Origin of the sequence: Stenotrophomonas sp. GD04024 (assembly GCF_029837545.1) — a bacterium.
GTDB classification, from domain to species: domain Bacteria; phylum Pseudomonadota; class Gammaproteobacteria; order Xanthomonadales; family Xanthomonadaceae; genus Stenotrophomonas; species Stenotrophomonas forensis.
The window spans coordinates 1-15,445 of sequence record NZ_JAOEDV010000096.1; the positions used below are offsets into that span (position 1 = coordinate 1).

The 15,445-nt window shown below is 67.4% G+C and carries 11 protein-coding genes and 1 pseudogene; 3 read left to right on the forward strand and 9 right to left on the reverse strand.

Annotation, left to right across the window (positions count from 1 at the left end; all coding sequences use genetic code 11):
* Window positions 1-157 precede the first annotated feature (157 nt).
* On the reverse strand, window positions 158-1,141 hold the full coding sequence (locus N7590_RS19780) for a LysR family transcriptional regulator (RefSeq protein ID WP_164088064.1): 984 nt from the start codon (window positions 1,139-1,141) through the stop codon (window positions 158-160).
* A gap of 209 nt (window positions 1,142-1,350) precedes the next feature.
* Between N7590_RS19780 and cysK the strand changes: the two genes are divergently transcribed.
* Together cysK and N7590_RS19790 are read left to right on the forward strand one after the other, a co-directional pair.
* Window positions 1,351-2,310 (forward strand): cysteine synthase A, encoded by a 960-nt coding sequence (gene cysK / locus N7590_RS19785; RefSeq protein ID WP_164242942.1) that lies wholly within the window; start codon window positions 1,351-1,353, stop codon window positions 2,308-2,310.
* 211 nt (window positions 2,311-2,521) lie between these two features.
* The gene (locus N7590_RS19790; RefSeq protein ID WP_053450647.1) at window positions 2,522-3,121 is read left to right on the forward strand and encodes an O-acetyl-ADP-ribose deacetylase; all 600 of its coding nucleotides are present in this window, start codon (window positions 2,522-2,524) and stop codon (window positions 3,119-3,121) included.
* 92 nt (window positions 3,122-3,213) lie between these two features.
* Here the strand turns inward: N7590_RS19790 and N7590_RS19795 are convergent, their stop codons facing one another.
* The 8 genes and pseudogenes from N7590_RS19795 to gap form a co-directional block, all read right to left on the reverse strand.
* The gene (locus tag N7590_RS19795; RefSeq protein WP_164242941.1) at window positions 3,214-4,356 is read right to left on the reverse strand and encodes an ABC transporter substrate-binding protein; all 1,143 of its coding nucleotides are present in this window, start codon (window positions 4,354-4,356) and stop codon (window positions 3,214-3,216) included.
* 128 nt (window positions 4,357-4,484) lie between these two features.
* Complete coding sequence (locus tag N7590_RS19800) at window positions 4,485-5,489, reverse strand: class I fructose-bisphosphate aldolase (RefSeq protein ID WP_053450649.1); 1,005 nt, start codon at window positions 5,487-5,489, stop codon at window positions 4,485-4,487.
* 198 nt (window positions 5,490-5,687) lie between these two features.
* On the reverse strand, window positions 5,688-7,154 hold the full coding sequence (pyk, locus tag N7590_RS19805) for a pyruvate kinase (RefSeq protein WP_164242940.1): 1,467 nt from the start codon (window positions 7,152-7,154) through the stop codon (window positions 5,688-5,690).
* Window positions 7,155-7,328: 174 nt separating this feature from the next.
* Window positions 7,329-7,982 carry an HAD hydrolase-like protein gene (locus N7590_RS19810; protein WP_053450651.1) on the reverse strand — a complete coding sequence of 218 codons (654 nt, stop codon included), beginning with the start codon at window positions 7,980-7,982 and terminating at the stop codon, window positions 7,329-7,331.
* Window positions 7,979-9,148, reverse strand: coding sequence for a phosphoglycerate kinase (locus N7590_RS19815; protein WP_279935815.1), 1,170 nt, complete (start codon window positions 9,146-9,148; stop codon window positions 7,979-7,981). The genes N7590_RS19810 and N7590_RS19815 overlap by 4 nt, the downstream gene beginning before the upstream one ends.
* 338 nt (window positions 9,149-9,486) lie before the next feature.
* Window positions 9,487-10,862, reverse strand: a pseudogene (locus N7590_RS19820) (DUF3999 domain-containing protein).
* Complete coding sequence (locus N7590_RS19825) at window positions 10,859-13,519, reverse strand: DUF2339 domain-containing protein (protein ID WP_164241675.1); 2,661 nt, start codon at window positions 13,517-13,519, stop codon at window positions 10,859-10,861. Before N7590_RS19825 ends, N7590_RS19820 begins: the two are co-directional and overlap by 4 nt.
* 125 nt (window positions 13,520-13,644) lie before the next feature.
* Window positions 13,645-14,649: a type I glyceraldehyde-3-phosphate dehydrogenase gene (gap, locus tag N7590_RS19830; RefSeq protein ID WP_164241676.1), complete on the reverse strand. Its 1,005-nt coding sequence runs from the start codon at window positions 14,647-14,649 to the stop codon at window positions 13,645-13,647.
* Window positions 14,650-14,841: 192 nt separating this feature from the next.
* Here gap and N7590_RS19835 point away from each other — a divergent pair.
* The coding region (locus N7590_RS19835) for an OmpW family outer membrane protein (RefSeq protein ID WP_279935817.1) at window positions 14,842-15,445 on the forward strand (604 nt) is incomplete at its 3' end.

Sequence of the window (15,445 nt, forward strand, 5' to 3'; positions counted from 1 at the left end):
ATCCGCGCCATGGATGGCGCGGCTAAGCCCCCATGGATGGGTTTACGGCGTCCCCGCACTCCGACACCGCCCCGCCATCCCACGGAATGCAAGCTTTTGACGTTGCCGTTGCCGTTGATTCTGCGGGTGCAGGGCTGCAAGCCCTGCTCGACCAACCTCAGACCGTGATGGTCTGGGTCAGTGACTCCCAGGTCGGGGGTACCGGCCACGCCGCAGCCTGGTTGCCATCCAGCACCCGACGCAGGTCGCGCGGATCGATCTGCGGTGCCAGCACATGCACCAGCTCCAGCGCGTAATCGCGCAGCACGCGGTCGCGCGGCAGCACCGCCCACGCAATGCACTCGGTGATCGGCGCCGGGGCCGGCCACGAGCGCAGGTCCTCATCGTTGGAACTGACCGCCATCTCGGCCAGCAGCCCCACGCCCAGCCCGGTACGCACGTAGGTCTTGATCAGATCGGCATCCAGCGCGGTCAGCGCCAGGTCCGGCACCAGGCCGTGGCCAGCAAAGGCTCGCTGCAGCGAGGAATTCGGCCGTGTCGAGGATTCGTAGCTGATCAGCGGTTGCCGGGCCAGCGCCGCCAGGTCCGGCGCGCGGCCGGCGCGGTCCAGCGGGTGCCCCTTGGGCACCACCACCAGACGCCGCCAGCGGAACAACGGCACGGCGATGCCATCGGTCGGCTCACCGCCGGCCGTGCTGATGATGGCGATATCGGCGTCCCCCTGGTTCAAGCGGTCCAGCGCGTCGGCTTCACCGGCCTGCTGCAGATGCACGCTGACCTGCGGATACGCCTGCTTGATCGCCGCCACCGCCGGCGGCAGCACGAAGCGCGCCTGGGTGTGGGTGGTGGTCAGGATCAGCTGGCCCTGGCTCTCGCGGCGCTGGTTGGCGGCATAGGTGCGGATGTTGTTGGCCTCGGCCAGCACCGCGCGGGCGCGGGCGATGACCTCGGTCCCGGCCGGGGTGACCGATTCCAGGCTGCGCCCCTTGCGCACGAACAACAGGAAGCCGAGCTCGTCCTCCAGCTGCTTGAGCTGCTTGGACAGGCCCGGCTGGGTGGCGTGCACGCGCGAGGCGGCCAGCGTGATGTTCAGCTCGGCGTCGGCGATGGCAACCAGATAGCGCAGCTGGGTCAGCGTCATGGGAGGCGGGGGCGCAAGGGGGCGGAGGTCCACTCTAGGGTCTATTGCCGTCACCAGCTTATAACCAAAGGTTGTTTAAGAAAGGTATCTGGTCATTTCCGGGCGTCATATGCCGGCGCTACGGTCAGCCGGCAGCCGCTGGCCTGAACAGCCAGCCCTCCCCCTTCGCCCGCCGAAGCCCGGCGCGGCCCCGTTTCCGGAGCGCTTCCATGGCCCTGTACGACTCCATCCTCGATACCGTCGGCAACACCCCCATCGTCAAGCTGCAGCGCCTGGCGCCACCGCAGGTCAGCGTCTACGCCAAGGTCGAGTCGTTCAACCCGGGCGGCTCGGTGAAGGACCGCGTGGCGCTGGCGATCATCCTCGATGCCGAAGCACGTGGCCTGCTCAAGCCCGGCGACACGATCGTCGAAGCGACCTCCGGCAATACCGGCGTGGCGCTGGCGATGGTCGCCGCCGCGCGCGGCTACAAGTTCGTGGCCACCATGGTCGAGACCTTCTCGGTGGAACGCCGCAAGCTGATGCGCGCCTATGGCGCCAAGGTGATCCTGACCCCGGCCGCCGAACGCGGCAGCGGCATGGTGCGCAGGGCGCGCGAACTGGCCGAAGAGCATGGCTGGTTCCTCGCCAGCCAGTTCGCCAACCCGGCCAACCCGGCGTATCACCGCAACACCACCGCCGCCGAGATCCTGCGCGACTTCGCCGGCAAGCGGCTGGACTATTTCGTCAGCGGCTGGGGCACCGGCGGCACGCTCACCGGTGTGGGCGAAGTGCTGAAGGTCGCGCGCCCGCAGACCCGCATCATCGCCACCGAGCCGGCCGGCGCCGCACTGCTCAAGGGCGATGACTGGAAGCCGCACAAGATCCAGGGCTGGACGCCGGACTTCGTGCCCGACGTGCTCAACCGCGATGTGGTGGACGAACTGGTGTCGGTCGAAGATGACCGCGCGATCGCCACCGCGCGCCGCCTGGCCGCCGAGGAAGGCATCTTCGTCGGTATCTCTGCCGGTGCCACCGTGGCCAGCGCGCTGGATGTGGCCGCGCGTGCCGAACCGGGCTCGGTGATCCTGGCGATGCTGCCAGACACCGGTGAACGCTACTTCTCCACGCCGCTGTTCGCCGATGTGAACGAAGGGTCCGACGACGACTGGCTGGCCGGGCTGCCGTGACGCATTCCGGCGGGCACGGCCCGGCGCTGCCGCCCGTCACAAACCCCACCTGCTTCAGCCTACGTGAAGGCGCCGCCCGCCATCGTGCGTGAAGGCCGTCGGATCGCAGCGCGTGAGACGGTCATGACGCAGTATCGATGCCCTGTCCCCTACCGTGGGAACAGCCGGCGCAGATGCTGCGCGGAACACCTCACAGGCAGGAGACGGACGCATGAAGATCGAAGTTTGGCAGGGCGACATCACGACCCTGGCGGTGGATGCGATCGTCAACGCGGCCAATGAGACATTGCTCGGTGGCGGTGGTGTCGACGGTGCGATCCATCGCGCCGCCGGCCCGGCACTGCTGGCCGAATGCGAACAGTTGCCAGAGCTTCGCCCGGGCGTGCGTTGCCCGACCGGCGAAGTGCGCGCCACCGGCGCCTACGCATTGCCGGCGCGGCATGTGCTGCACACGGTGGGACCGGTCTGGCACGACGGCCAGCGTGACGAACCGGCGCTGCTGGCCAACTGCTATTGGAAGTCCTTGCAGCTGGCCGAATCCCTGGGCGTGCAGTCGATCGCGTTCCCGGCAATCAGCTGCGGCGTGTACGGCTATCCGCTGTACCAGGCCGCGCAGATCGCGGTGACCGAAACGCTGGCGTGGCAGCGCAGCCATGCACAGCCGATGCGCATCGTGCTGGTTGCGTTCAATACCGCCACCGCCAAGGCCTACCAGCAGGCGCTGGCAGCCGCCGGGCAGAGCATGGAGAGCGAGTCGCGCAGCCCGCTGCTGCCACCACTGGGCGATACAGGCTTCGCTGCCGCACATTGAGCCGCACTGTTCCGCGGAAAGGAAAAGGCCGGGCATTGCCCGGCCTTTTCCGTTGCATCGTCGATGTCATCCACACAAGGGGTGGATCTGCCTCAACGGCTCGCCGCTTCCACCGCAGCGTCATCGTCGGCAACGGCTGCCGCGTCGGCCGCGGCACGTGCCGCCGAGGCAGCGGCGCCGTCGGCGCTGGCCCCATCCACCTGCACGCGCACTTCCACCAGGCCCGCGCCGTTGTTCACGCTGGTCACGTCGACGGTGTAGTGCCCGGCTGGCAACGTTTCCTGCAGGCGTGCGTTGGTGCCATTGCCACCATCATCGTCGGACAGCTCGACATTGGCGCCGACCACGCGCAGCACGGTGTCGACCTGGCTGGAAATCGCATCCAGGCGCACATCGGCCGGACGATCCAGGGTCAGCAGGAAGCGGCGGCGACCTTCGTTGTCGAGCATCGTGTACACGCTGCCCGTGCTCGGCAGTGCGGTGCCATCGCGCTCGACCAGATTGCCCGGCAGTTCGATGCGGGTCGCCGACAGGGTGAACATGCCAGTGACGCCGTCACCGAGGCCGCGCGCGGTCAGGGTGTACTTGCCCGGCTTCAGCGACAGGCTCAGGCGTGAGTTGGTGCTGTCACTGCTATCGTCGTTCTCGGCATCCACGCCCTGGCCGGACACCTTCAGCACCGGATCGAAGGCATCCGACACCAGCCGGATCTCGTACAGGCCTTCCTTCTCCACCTGCAGGATGTAGTCCTGCGAGTCGCCGCCCAGCATGTCGACGATCTCGCCACCGCCCACCAGTGGCTTGCCGTCGTACGGCTTCAGCTTCTCCGCACGCAGGCGGTACGGACCGAAGGCGGACGGGCCATCGGCATTGACCGCCACCTGGTAGGTGCCGCCACCACTGGCACGGAATGCCACCGAGACGTCGCCCTCGCGCTCGTAGACGGTATTGCTGGTGGATACCAGGCTGCCGTTGTTGAACACGGCGATCGAACCGCTGAGCCTGCCGGTCAGCTTCAGGCCAACCAGGTCGTTGTCGTCCAGCTTGATCTGGTAAAGCTGGTGATGGCTGCCGTCGTTGAAGTTGATGCCGCTGCGCGTGGTGATCTCGCCGGACACCGGCTTGTCGAATTCGAGCGACGCGGCCTTGCCCGCATCCATGCCCGCACCGATGCGGTTGCAACCGCCGGCGACCAGGACCGCGGCAACGGCCAGTGTAAGTGCTGCCAAACGCATGTTGTTTCTCCTTGGCCTTCCATGTCGTTCCCACGTACCGGCCGGGTACGCGGGGGCGGAAAAGATACCCGCAAAAGCAAACGCCGGCGTGATGCCGGCGCTGCCTTTTCATCCAGCAATGGAACCAATCAGCCGTTCCACTTGCCCAGCGCGGCCAGGCCGTTGTCCTTGGCGCGCTCGTACACGGTCTTCTGGGCAGCAGCGTAGTTGCCCTTCATGTCCTTGGCCCACAGCTTCAGGGCGGCCTGCTGCATGGCGCGGCCGTAGGAGAAGCTCAGCGGCCACGGCAGGTTGCCCAGCTGGTTCATCGCGTTCAGGTGCTCAGTCGACTGTTCGTCGGTCTGGCCACCGGACAGGAACACCACGCCCGGCAGGATCGCCGGCACGGTGCTCTTCAGGCACATCACGGTCGACTCGGCCACTTCCTCGACGTCGGCCTGCTCGTCGCAGCCCTTGCCGGAGATGACCATCGATGCCTTCAGGATGGTGCCTTCCAGCAGCACGTTCTGCTGGTACAGCGCATCGAACAGCGAGCGCAGGGTGGCTTCGGTGACTTCGTAGCAGGTCTCGATGTCGTGGTCGCCGTCCATGATCACTTCCGGCTCGACCATCGGCACCAGGCCGCATTCCTGGCACAGGGCGGCATAACGGGCCAGCGCGTGGGCGTTGGACTCGATGCAGGTGCCCGACGGGATGCTCTCACCGATGTTGATGACCGCACGCCACTTGGCGAAGCGCGCACCCAGCTTGTAGTACTCCTGCAGGCGCTCGCGCAGGCCGTCCAGGCCTTCGGTCACCAGCTCGCCCGGGCAGCCGGCCAGCGGGTGCGCACCCTTGTCCACCTTGATGCCCGGAATCATGCCGTGGTCGGCCATGTACTTGGCGAACGGCACGCCGTCCCTGGTCGACTGGCGGATGGTTTCGTCGTACAGGATGGCGCCGGAAATGTGCTCGTTGAGCTTCGGCGTGGTCAGCAGCAGTTCGCGGTAGGCGCGACGGTTCTCCTCGGTGTTCTCGATACCGACGCCAGCGAAACGCTTGGCGATGGTAGCGGTGGATTCGTCGATCGCGATGATGCCCTTGCCCGGGGCAACCATGGCCTGGGCGGTTTCAGCCAGCTGTTCGATGCTCATGTACTTCCTGTGGCGGGTGCGGGAAAAACGTAAGTATAGCCCCGCCACCCGTTGCCTCGACGTCGAGGCCAGGATGGAAACGATTCCAATGTCCGCACAGGACAGACGTTGACCTGCCACGACCGGGCCAGAGCCACGTTGGCGTCCGGCCCCGGGGGCCGGACCCGCGCAGGGTTCCGGCCCGATGCAGTCCGTCTCTTACAGATCGCCCAGGCCGCTGGCGCGGCCGTCTTCGCCCACTTCCAGCAGGCGCAAGGTGTTGGTCGCACCCAGGGTTTCCATGTGCTCGCCACTGGTGAACACCACGCGGTCACCGGCCTGCAGCAGTTCCGATTCCACCAGCAGGCGGATGCTGCCGCGTGCGGCTTCGCGCGGGGTCAGGCCGCGGCTGTCGAAATTGATCGGATAGACATCGCGCATCAGCGCCATCTGGCGACGGGCACCGTCGTGGCGGGTGACCGCGAACACCGGTGCCTTGGCGCGGAAACGCGACAGGTAGCGCGCGGTACCGCCGGATTCGGTCATCGCCACGATCGCGCGCACGCCCACGTGCTGCGACAGGAACATGGTGGCCATGGCGATGGCCTGGTCGGCGCGTTCCAGGTTGCGCGGCGAGGCGTTGAAGTCGGTCTCGGTCTGGAACTGGCGCTCGGCGCCCAGGCAGATGCGCGCCATCGCTTCCACGGCCTTGACCGGATAGGCGCCGGCGGCGGTTTCGGCCGAGAGCATCACCGCATCGGTACCGTCGATGACCGAGTTGGCCACGTCCAGCACTTCGGCGCGGGTCGGGATCGGGCTTTCCACCATCGACTGCAGCATCTGCGTGGCGGTGATCACCACCTTGTTCTGCGCCAGCGAGGCCTTGATGATCTTCTTCTGCAGGCCCGGCAGCTCGGCATCGCCGATTTCCACGCCGAGGTCGCCACGGGCGACCATCACCACGTCGCTGGCCTCGACGATTTCTTCCAGGTTCTCGATCGCTTCGGTACGTTCGATCTTCGACACCAGCGCGGCATCGCAGCCGTGCGAGCGGGCGATGTCACGCGCGTCGTTCATGTCCTGCGCGTTGCGGCAGAACGACACGGCGATGAAGTCGACGCCGATCTTGGCAACGATGCCGATCAGTTCCTTGTCACGCTCGGTCAGCGCACCCAGCGACAGGCCACCGCCCTGCTTGTTCAGGCCCTTGCGGTCGGACAGCACGCCATCGTTGAGCACGGTGTTGACGATGCGGTCACCCTGCACTTCCACCACCTGCAACTGCATCAGGCCGTCATCGAGCAGCAGCACGTCGCCCGGGCCCACGTCCTGCGGCAGGCCGAGGTAGCTGACGCCGACCTGGCTGGCACTGCCGAGGCCGGCGTTCTCGCTGGCGATCAGGTCGAAGCGGTCGCCCGCCTTCAGCTGCACCTTGCCTTCGGCGAAGCGCTCGATGCGGATCTTCGGGCCCGGCAGATCGGCCAGGATGCCCACTTCCACGCCGACGCGGGCCGCAGCGGCGCGCACTTCGGCGGCACGCTTGGCCTGGCCGGACGGATCGCCGTGGCTGAAGTTCAGGCGCACCACGTTGACGCCGGCGCGGAACAGATCCTCCAGCACGCCCGGCGGATCAGTGGCCGGGCCGAGGGTGGCAAGGATCTTGGTGCGACGCTGACGCTCGAACATGGTGAAGGGGCCTCTCCCGATAAAGAACGGAAATTAGCACATCCTTCACGCCGCATGTATACGGTTACAGCCTTGTGCTGCCTGACTTCGCGGGTCATGGAACGGACATGGTCCGGACATACGCTGGCGCAGGGAGTTCTGTAGAGCCGAGCCCGTGCCCGGCTCTACAGGGAGCTAGGCCAGCAGCGTTTCCAGCTGTGCCGGCTCACGGGCCAGCTGGCCGGCGCCGGCTTCGGTGAGTTCCGCTTCGCCGCCAAAGCCCCACAGCACACCGACACTGCGCAGGCCGTGGTGACGCGCGCCTTCGATATCCATGCGGCGGTCGCCGATCATCCAGCACTGTGCGGGCTGCACCTGCAGCCGGCGCAGCGCCTCGCCGACCAGCTCCGGCTTGTGGCTGCGCGAGCCGTCCAGGGTCGAACCGATGATCTCCTCGAACAGCCCGCCGAACGGCAGGTGGGCAAGGATGCGGCGCGCATGCGGTTCGTTCTTGGCGGTGACCACCGCCAGGCGGTGGCCACGACCATGCAGCGTGCGCAGGGTGTCTTCCACCTGCGGGTACACCGTGTGCTCGCGCCAGCCCTCGGCGTCGAAGCGTTCACGGTAGTAGCCCACCGCCTGTTCCACCCGCGCCGGTTCAACGAACAACGGCGCGAAGGTGGTGCGCAGCGACGGACCGATCCAGCCCAGCAGTGTCTCCTGCGGCGGTACCGGATGGTCCATCTTCTGCAGCGCATAGGCGATGCACGCGGTAATGCCGACCTGCGAATCGATCAGCGTACCGTCGAGGTCGAAGAACAGGACATCCCTGCTGCGATCGGTGCTCATGCGCCGCGCGCGTCGAGGGCCGCCACGGCCGGCAGCGTCTTGCCTTCCAGGAACTCCAGGAACGCACCACCGCCGGTGGAGATGTAGCTGACGTCGCCAGCGATATCGAACTTGTCAACGGCGGCCAGGGTGTCACCGCCGCCGGCGATGGAGAACGCCTTCGAGCTGGCGATGGCGCGGGCCAGCGCTTCGGTGCCCTTGCTGAAGGCTTCGAATTCGAACACACCGACCGGGCCGTTCCAGACCACGGTGCCGGCCTTCTCGATCAGCTGTGCGTACTGCGCCGCGGTCTGCGGGCCGATGTCCAGGATCAGATCGTCCTCGGCGACGGCGTCGACCGCCTTCACTTCCGCCACGGCATCGGGCAGGAACTGCTTGGCGGTGACCACGTCGACCGGCAGCGGAATGTCGGCGCCACGCGCCTTGGCATCGGCCACGATCTTCTTCGCGGTGTCCAGCAGGTCCGGTTCGTACAGCGACTTGCCGACGTTGTAGCCGGCGGCGGCGATGAAGGTGTTGGCGATGCCGCCACCGACGATCAGCTGATCGACCTTGCCGACCAGGTTGGCCAGCAGTTCCAGCTTGGTGCTGACCTTGCTGCCGGCGACGATGGCCAGCAACGGCTTGGCCGGGGCATCCAGCGCCTTTGCCAGTGCGTCCAGTTCGGCCATCAGCAACGGGCCACCGGCGGCGACCGGAGCGAAGCGGATCACGCCATGGGTCGAGGCCTGGGCGCGGTGCGCGGTGCCGAACGCGTCCATCACGAACACGTCGCACAGCGCGGCGTACTTCTTCGACAGGGCCTCGTCATCCTTGCCCTCGCCCACGTTCATGCGGCAGTTTTCCAGCAGCACCAGCTGGCCCGGCTGCACGTCGACACCGTCGACCCAGTCGCGCACCAGCGGCACTTCGCGGCCGAGCAGCTCGGACAGGCGTGCGGCGACCGGCGCCAGCGAATCGGCCTCGCTCCACACGCCTTCCTTCGGGCGCCCCAGGTGCGAGGTGACCATCACCGCCGCGCCCTGCTCCAGCGCGCGCTTGAGCGTCGGCAGCGAAGCGGTGATGCGCTGTTCGGAGGTGATGCGGCCATTCTCGATCGGCACGTTCAGATCCTGGCGGATCAGCACGCGCTTGCCGGAGAGGTCGGTCATGCGGACGATGGACATGGGCAACTCTTTGGCTCAGGGACGGGATGCCGGGCTACGGCAGACGGCCATTGTATCGGGTGCGGGTGGTAGGAGGGCCGATGCCTGCGGCAGGCAGAGGCGCAGGGCAACAGCAACAGCCAGAGCGCTGGCGCCTTGTAACGCTGTGGGTGGGCCGGGGCGGTGTGGGCTGGGCAGGGGTATCCGCGCCATGGATGGCGCGGCTAAGCCCCCAAGGACGGGTTTACGGCGTCCCCTGCCCAGCCCACCCGCCCGGCCAAGCGCAGCTTTGCAGTCGAGCAAGCTCGACTCTACCGACGCTACGGCCACCCACGAGGGGCTGCGCCGTTCGCCGGCAACTACGCCGAAGGCGCCGGCTTCTGCCGAAGCAGGCTGACCGCCAGGCCACCCACCACCAACACACCCAGCCCCAGCAACGCCCACAGCAGCCACGACTTCCAATCATGCTGCGGCTTCAGCGCCACCTCGCCGGCCAGCGGCTCGGGGCGGCCCTCCAGCCGCGCCAGCGTCGGCTGCCATGACGGATCATTGCGCTGGCGCAGTTCCTCGATCAGCACACCGATCGGCGCCTCCATCCGGCGCGCGGTCGAACTGCCGACGGCCAGGGCATACGGCGCCGCGCCCTGGCTCAGGAACACCAGCACCTCCGGCTGGTAGCCCAGGCGCAGCGTCGGCGCGGTGGCCGTTTCGGCAGGGTTCGCAACCAGCTTCCAGTAGCGGTCGCGATGCACGCCCCCCAGCGACTGGGCCGCCGATTGCTGGCGTTGGCCCTGCGCGCCCTGCTGCAGCTGGTAGGCGATCCACGGCGCACTGCGGCGCTGCCACTCCGCGCTCTCATCATCGCGGCTGAACAACGTCCACTGCACCAGGCTGTTGTCGGCGCTGGCCACGTCCGCACGCGCGACCGGGAATCGACCGTCCAGTTCGAAGGTGTATTCGCCCTTGCCCTTCGAAACCGGCTCCAGCGACAGCCATTCCCACGGCAGCGTGGCCGGGGCAGGCGGCAGTTCGGCCAGCACGCTGCGCAGCGTCGGCAGGCGTGCATCGCCCTGCGCGAGCACGCGCAGGTAGCGTGCCTCACCGTCCACCTGCAGGCGGCGCTGCAGCAGGCGCTTGCCGGCGCGCTGCAGGTCCACCAGCGGAATGTCGCGCCCGACCGCACGCCAGTGTTGCAGATCATCGCTGGCATCCAGCTGCACCTGCGCCTGCAAGGGTTGGCCACTATCGACCCAGTCCAGCACCAGCGCCGCCACTGGCTGCTGGCCGAGTACGCTGGCGTCGATCAGCCAACCGCCCTGCCCGTTCGCCACCACACCGCCCCCCACGCGCGCCTCGACCCGGCGTACGCGGCCATCGGTATCGCGTTCGGTCAGCAGCTGCAGATCGTTGCGCTGTGCTTCGGCCAACGGCGGCAGCGCGAACCACGGCAGCTCACGTTGCACCGGCGGCTGTGCCAGTGGCTGGTCCGGCGCCAGCAATGCCGAGGGCAACGATTGCCCCGCCGCATTGAACACCTGCAGATCGCCCAGGTCGGCAGCGCCGGCCCGGCGATAGATCGCCGGTTCCAGAACCACCCTGTAGGCGCCGGACTGCGCACTGGACAGCGTCAGCGGCCACTGTTCTGCGTACTGGCTGCGGTAATGGCAGCCTGCGCCACGACGGCGGCCAGCATGCCGAACATCACCGGCAGCAGCGCCCTGCTCCACTTCCTCATTGTTTTTCCTCCACGGACGGCGCCGCGCTGGGCGGTGCCGGTGCCAGATAACCCACGACCGTGCACAGCAGGCCGTAGGCGATGAACGATGCGATGCCCAACAGGTTGCCCAGGTGCTGGCGATCGACGATGACCAGCTTGGCCAGCACCACGCCCATCAGCACGGCGCCCACCATCCACAGCACACGTTGGCCGCGGCGCGAGCCCCACACCCAGGCAATCACGCCGAGCACGCTCCACAACACGGTCAGGCTGGTCTGCGCCAGGCTGAAGCGCATCATCGATGCGTTCCACGCCAGGCCGCCCCACTGATGCACGCCATGCAGCACCACGCTGGTCAACGCAACGAATATGGCCAGTGACAGCAACGGCATGCGGATGTTCTGCACGGCCTGCGGTGCCTGATCGCTATACAGCCAGCGCGCCAGCAGCAGCAGGCTCAGCCACTGCGCAAGCTCGGCCGGATTCAACACCGGCAGCCACAGCAGCGGGGCAGCGTCGCCCGGCAACAGCTGGCCCAGCAGCCAGCCGATCGAGAGCAGGCCGAACAGCACGCACTGCAGCGGCGTGCGTACACGGTCGAACGCTTCACCCAACGGCCAGCGCAGCATGTTCCAGCGCCACAGCGACAGCGCTGCCATCAGCAGCCACGGCAGCGTGAACAACAGCAGCGTCCAGCCCTGTGCCAGCCCGGCCTCGCCGCCGCCCCAAAGGGCCAGCAGCGAGAGCAGCGACGGCCACAGCAGCCACCACAGGAACTGCGCGATGCGTGCCACGGTGTTGCCGCCCTGGCGCAGGCACAGCAACGTGCGTACGCCCAGCGCCGCGAACAGCGCCCAGGCCAGCGCGCCATAGCCGGCGAACGGCTGGTGGTGGGCATCGCTCTGCAACAGGGCCAGCGGGAAGCCCAGCGCCAGCATGGCCAGTGCGGTCACGCCCAGCGCACGGGCCGGCTGGTGGCGCTGTGCTTCGGCGGCCAGCCATGCCGTGACCGCCGCCAGCACCAGCAGCGCATCCACTTCGGTGCGGTACGGGAAGAAGCGGGTGATCTCATGCACCAGTCCACCCAGCCACCACAGCAGGCCCCACAGGTAGTAGACCAGCGCGATCTCGTGGCGCGACTGGCGCTGGTAACTCCAAGCCGACGCAAAGCCAGCCACGGCCAGCAGCAGCGCGCCGATGGCGGTGGGATTGATCAGGAAGCGCAGGTCCTCGTGCCAATGATCGCCGCCGGCCACGAAGGCGAATGCAGCGCCGATCTGCAACAGCGCACCGGACACCTGTGGCAACCATCGTTTCTGGCGCAGCCCCAGCCATGCCAGCCCCGCACCTTCCAGCGCGAACACCGCGCCGGTGGCGCGTGCCGACAGCGCCAGCGGCACCGCCAGCGTGGCAAAGCCCACTGCCAGCACCGCATGCGACTGCGCCAGCACGGTGTACGACGCCCGCCTGATCAACGCCCACGCCAGCACCGCATAGATCGCGGCCAGCCCCAGCGCGCACAGCGCCAACGTCATCGGCTGCTCGTGCAACATGCCCGCCTGCAGCGAGAATGCGACCAGCGGCGTGCCGAACACCAGGCTGCCATCGACCAGGTCACGCCGCCCGGCCGGCTGGCGACGCGCATACAGCAGCGGGATCAGCAGGTAGAACGCGAAGAACAGCAGCAGGAACGGTTCGGTGCTGCTGAACTTGTCCGGCGCGTACTGCAGCACGCCCCAGAACGTACCGATGCCGAACGTGAAGGCGAAGCCCAGCAGGTTCAGCGCGCGCCACGGGCGGAACCAGGCAATGGCGAAGATGCCCGCGTTGAGCACCGCGTAGTAGCTGAACAGGCCCACGTGGTTGCCACTGCCGGTGGACAGCCACAGCGGCGCCATGAAGCCGGCGAGGATGCCCAGCACCGCCAGCGTGCGCGAGTTCTGCACCACCGCCAGCACGCACAGCCCGGCCACCAGCGCGATCGAGCTGGCGAAGGCGAAGCCCGGCGGAATCAGCTCGAATCGCTTGAACGCCGCGAAGATGGTCAGCAGCAGCACGCCGATGGCGCCGCCCTGCAGGGCCAGCGCGAACATCCGCCGGCGCTCGCGCTGGTGCCAGCCGAACGCAAGCAGCCCCAACGCGCCCACGGTGACGCCGGCCAGGCGCAGTTCGATCGGCAACACAAGCCAACCCTGATCGCTGACGTACTTCAGCAGTGCGGCGACACCGGCCAGCAGCACCAGCATGCCGATCTTGACCGGTACGTTGCCTTCGGTGAACCAGCGTTTGACCGCACCGATGCCGCGCTCGATGAAATTCGGCAGCGCCGTTTCTGGCGGCAACGGTGGCTGCACCGGCACCGGCGGTGGTGCAGCAGGACGGGGCGCAGGTGCCTCGGTGGGCGCGGCCTCTCGCACCGGCGGTTGTAGGGGTTGCGGTGCAGCCGCAGCGACCGGCCGCAGGAACGGTGGATCGGCACTGGCCGCGGGCGTGACCACCGGCCGTTCAGGCGCGGGCGTGGTGACGGCCGGCTTGGCAGCGGCAGGCGCAGCGGCCATCGCGCTTTCCAGCGCGGCGACACGACGGCGCAGGCCGGCAATCATCACCAACGCCACTACCAGCAGCAGCGGGATGGCCAGCAGGACCAGTACGACCAGGGCTATCAGTGCTTCCATTGCATGCTTCCATTGCGTTCCCGCGCCCCAGCGGCAGCGGTCGACCGCCCCATGCTACGACAGGGCTGGCCCCATAAACGACGAACCCCGGCCAGGCCGGGGTCCGTCTTCGATCTACACCGGCCTTACTTGGCGGCGATGACCTTGGCCATTTCCAGGCACTTGTTCGAGTAGCCCCACTCGTTGTCGTACCAGGTCACCAGCTTGACGAAGGTGCCGTCCAGGGCGATGCTGGCATCGGCGTCGAACACCGAGGTGCAGGTTTCGCCGCGGAAATCGGTGGCCACCACCTTGTCTTCGGTGTAGCCCAGGATGCCCTTCAGCGGGCCTTCGCTCTGCGCCTTCACTTCAGCGCAGATCTCGGCGTAGGTGGCTTCCTTTTCCAGCTCGACGGTCAGGTCGACCACCGACACGTCCGAGGTCGGCACGCGGAAGCTCATGCCGGTCAGCTTCTTGTTCAGTTCCGGGATGACCACGCCGACGGCCTTGGCCGCACCGGTGGACGACGGAATGATGTTTTCCAGGATGCCACGGCCGCCGCGCCAGTCCTTGTTGGACGGGCCATCGACGGTCTTCTGGGTGGCGGTGGCCGCATGCACGGTGGTCATCAGGCCGCGCTTGATGCCCCACTTGTCGTTGATGACCTTGGCCAGCGGGGCCAGGCAGTTGGTGGTGCACGAGGCGTTGGAGATGATCGCCTGGCCGGCGTAGGTCTTGTCGTTCACGCCGTAGACGAACATCGGCGTGTCGTCCTTCGACGGGGCCGACATGATCACCTTCTTGGCGCCGGCATCGATGTGCTTCTGCGCGGTTTCCTTGGTCAGGAACAGGCCGGTGGCTTCCAGCACCACGTCGGCACCGACTTCGTCCCACTTCAGGTTGGCCGGGTCGCGTTCCTGGGTCAGGCGGATCTTCTTGCCGTTGACCAGCAGGTCGTTGCCCTGCACCGACACATCGGCCTTGAAGCGGCCGTGCACGGAGTCGTACTTGAGCATGTACGCCAGGTAGTCCGGCTCCAGCAGATCGTTGATGGCCACGATTTCGATGTCGTCGCCGAAGTTCAGCACCGCCGAGCGCAGGACGTTGCGCCCGATGCGACCGAAACCGTTGATACCAACCTTGATTGCCATGTTCTCAAGCTCCTGCGGCCGCGACAGGTGCGGCGGGATGGATAGGGCCCACAAGTCTAGCAAACCGGGGCTGGCCACCGTGGGCCAGCGCCTCCGGCGGAGGGCCGGCGGACAGGATTTGATCCGGATCAAAGCGTTAGCGTGGCGTGAGGCCGACACTGGCCCCATCCACCCAGCAACGAGATCACCCCCATGCGCAAGACCTCCCCCCTGATCCTGGCCGGCCTGGCCGCCGCCCTGTCCCTCGCCGCCGCCCCGGCCATGGCCCAGTCCAAGGGCGACTGGACCGTTTCGGCCGGCGTGCACCAGGTGGCGCCGAAGTCGAACAACGGCTGGCTGGCCAACGGCACCCTGAAGGTCGACGTCGACAACGACGTCAAGCCGACCATCACCGGTGAGTACTTCATCGCCGACAACCTGGGCATCGAAGTGCTGGCCGCGCTGCCGTTCAAGCACGACATCAACATCAGCGGCCTGGGCCGCGTCGGCAGCACCAAGCAGCTGCCGCCGGTGGTGACCCTGCAGTACCACTTCAACAGCAAGGGCAAGGTGTCGCCGTTCATCGGTGCGGGCGTGAACTACACCACCTTCTTCAGCGAAGACACCACCGGTGCGCTGAAGGACAGCCGCCTGAAGCTGCAGGATTCGTGGGGCCTGGCCGCGCATGCGGGCGTGGACTTCGCGATCGGCGAGAAGGGCGCCCTGCGCGTGGACATGCGCTGGATCGACATCGACAGCAAGGTGAAGTTGAACGGCGAGAAGATCGGCACGGTCAACATCGACCCGCTGGTCTACG

Coding starts and splice junctions, on each gene's coding strand:
- N7590_RS19790 (WP_053450647.1), top strand. CDS start 2,522: ATGAAGATCGAAGTTTGGCAGGGCGACATCACGACCCTGGCGGTGGAT.
- N7590_RS19780 (WP_164088064.1), bottom strand. CDS start 1,141: ATGACGCTGACCCAGCTGCGCTATCTGGTTGCCATCGCCGACGCCGAG.
- gap (WP_164241676.1), bottom strand. CDS start 14,649: ATGGCAATCAAGGTTGGTATCAACGGTTTCGGTCGCATCGGGCGCAAC.
- pyk (WP_164242940.1), bottom strand. CDS start 7,154: ATGTTCGAGCGTCAGCGTCGCACCAAGATCCTTGCCACCCTCGGCCCG.
- N7590_RS19825 (WP_164241675.1), bottom strand. CDS start 13,519: ATGGAAGCACTGATAGCCCTGGTCGTACTGGTCCTGCTGGCCATCCCG.
- N7590_RS19795 (WP_164242941.1), bottom strand. CDS start 4,356: ATGCGTTTGGCAGCACTTACACTGGCCGTTGCCGCGGTCCTGGTCGCC.
- N7590_RS19810 (WP_053450651.1), bottom strand. CDS start 7,982: ATGAGCACCGATCGCAGCAGGGATGTCCTGTTCTTCGACCTCGACGGT.
- cysK (WP_164242942.1), top strand. CDS start 1,351: ATGGCCCTGTACGACTCCATCCTCGATACCGTCGGCAACACCCCCATC.
- N7590_RS19815 (WP_279935815.1), bottom strand. CDS start 9,148: ATGTCCATCGTCCGCATGACCGACCTCTCCGGCAAGCGCGTGCTGATC.
- N7590_RS19800 (WP_053450649.1), bottom strand. CDS start 5,489: ATGAGCATCGAACAGCTGGCTGAAACCGCCCAGGCCATGGTTGCCCCG.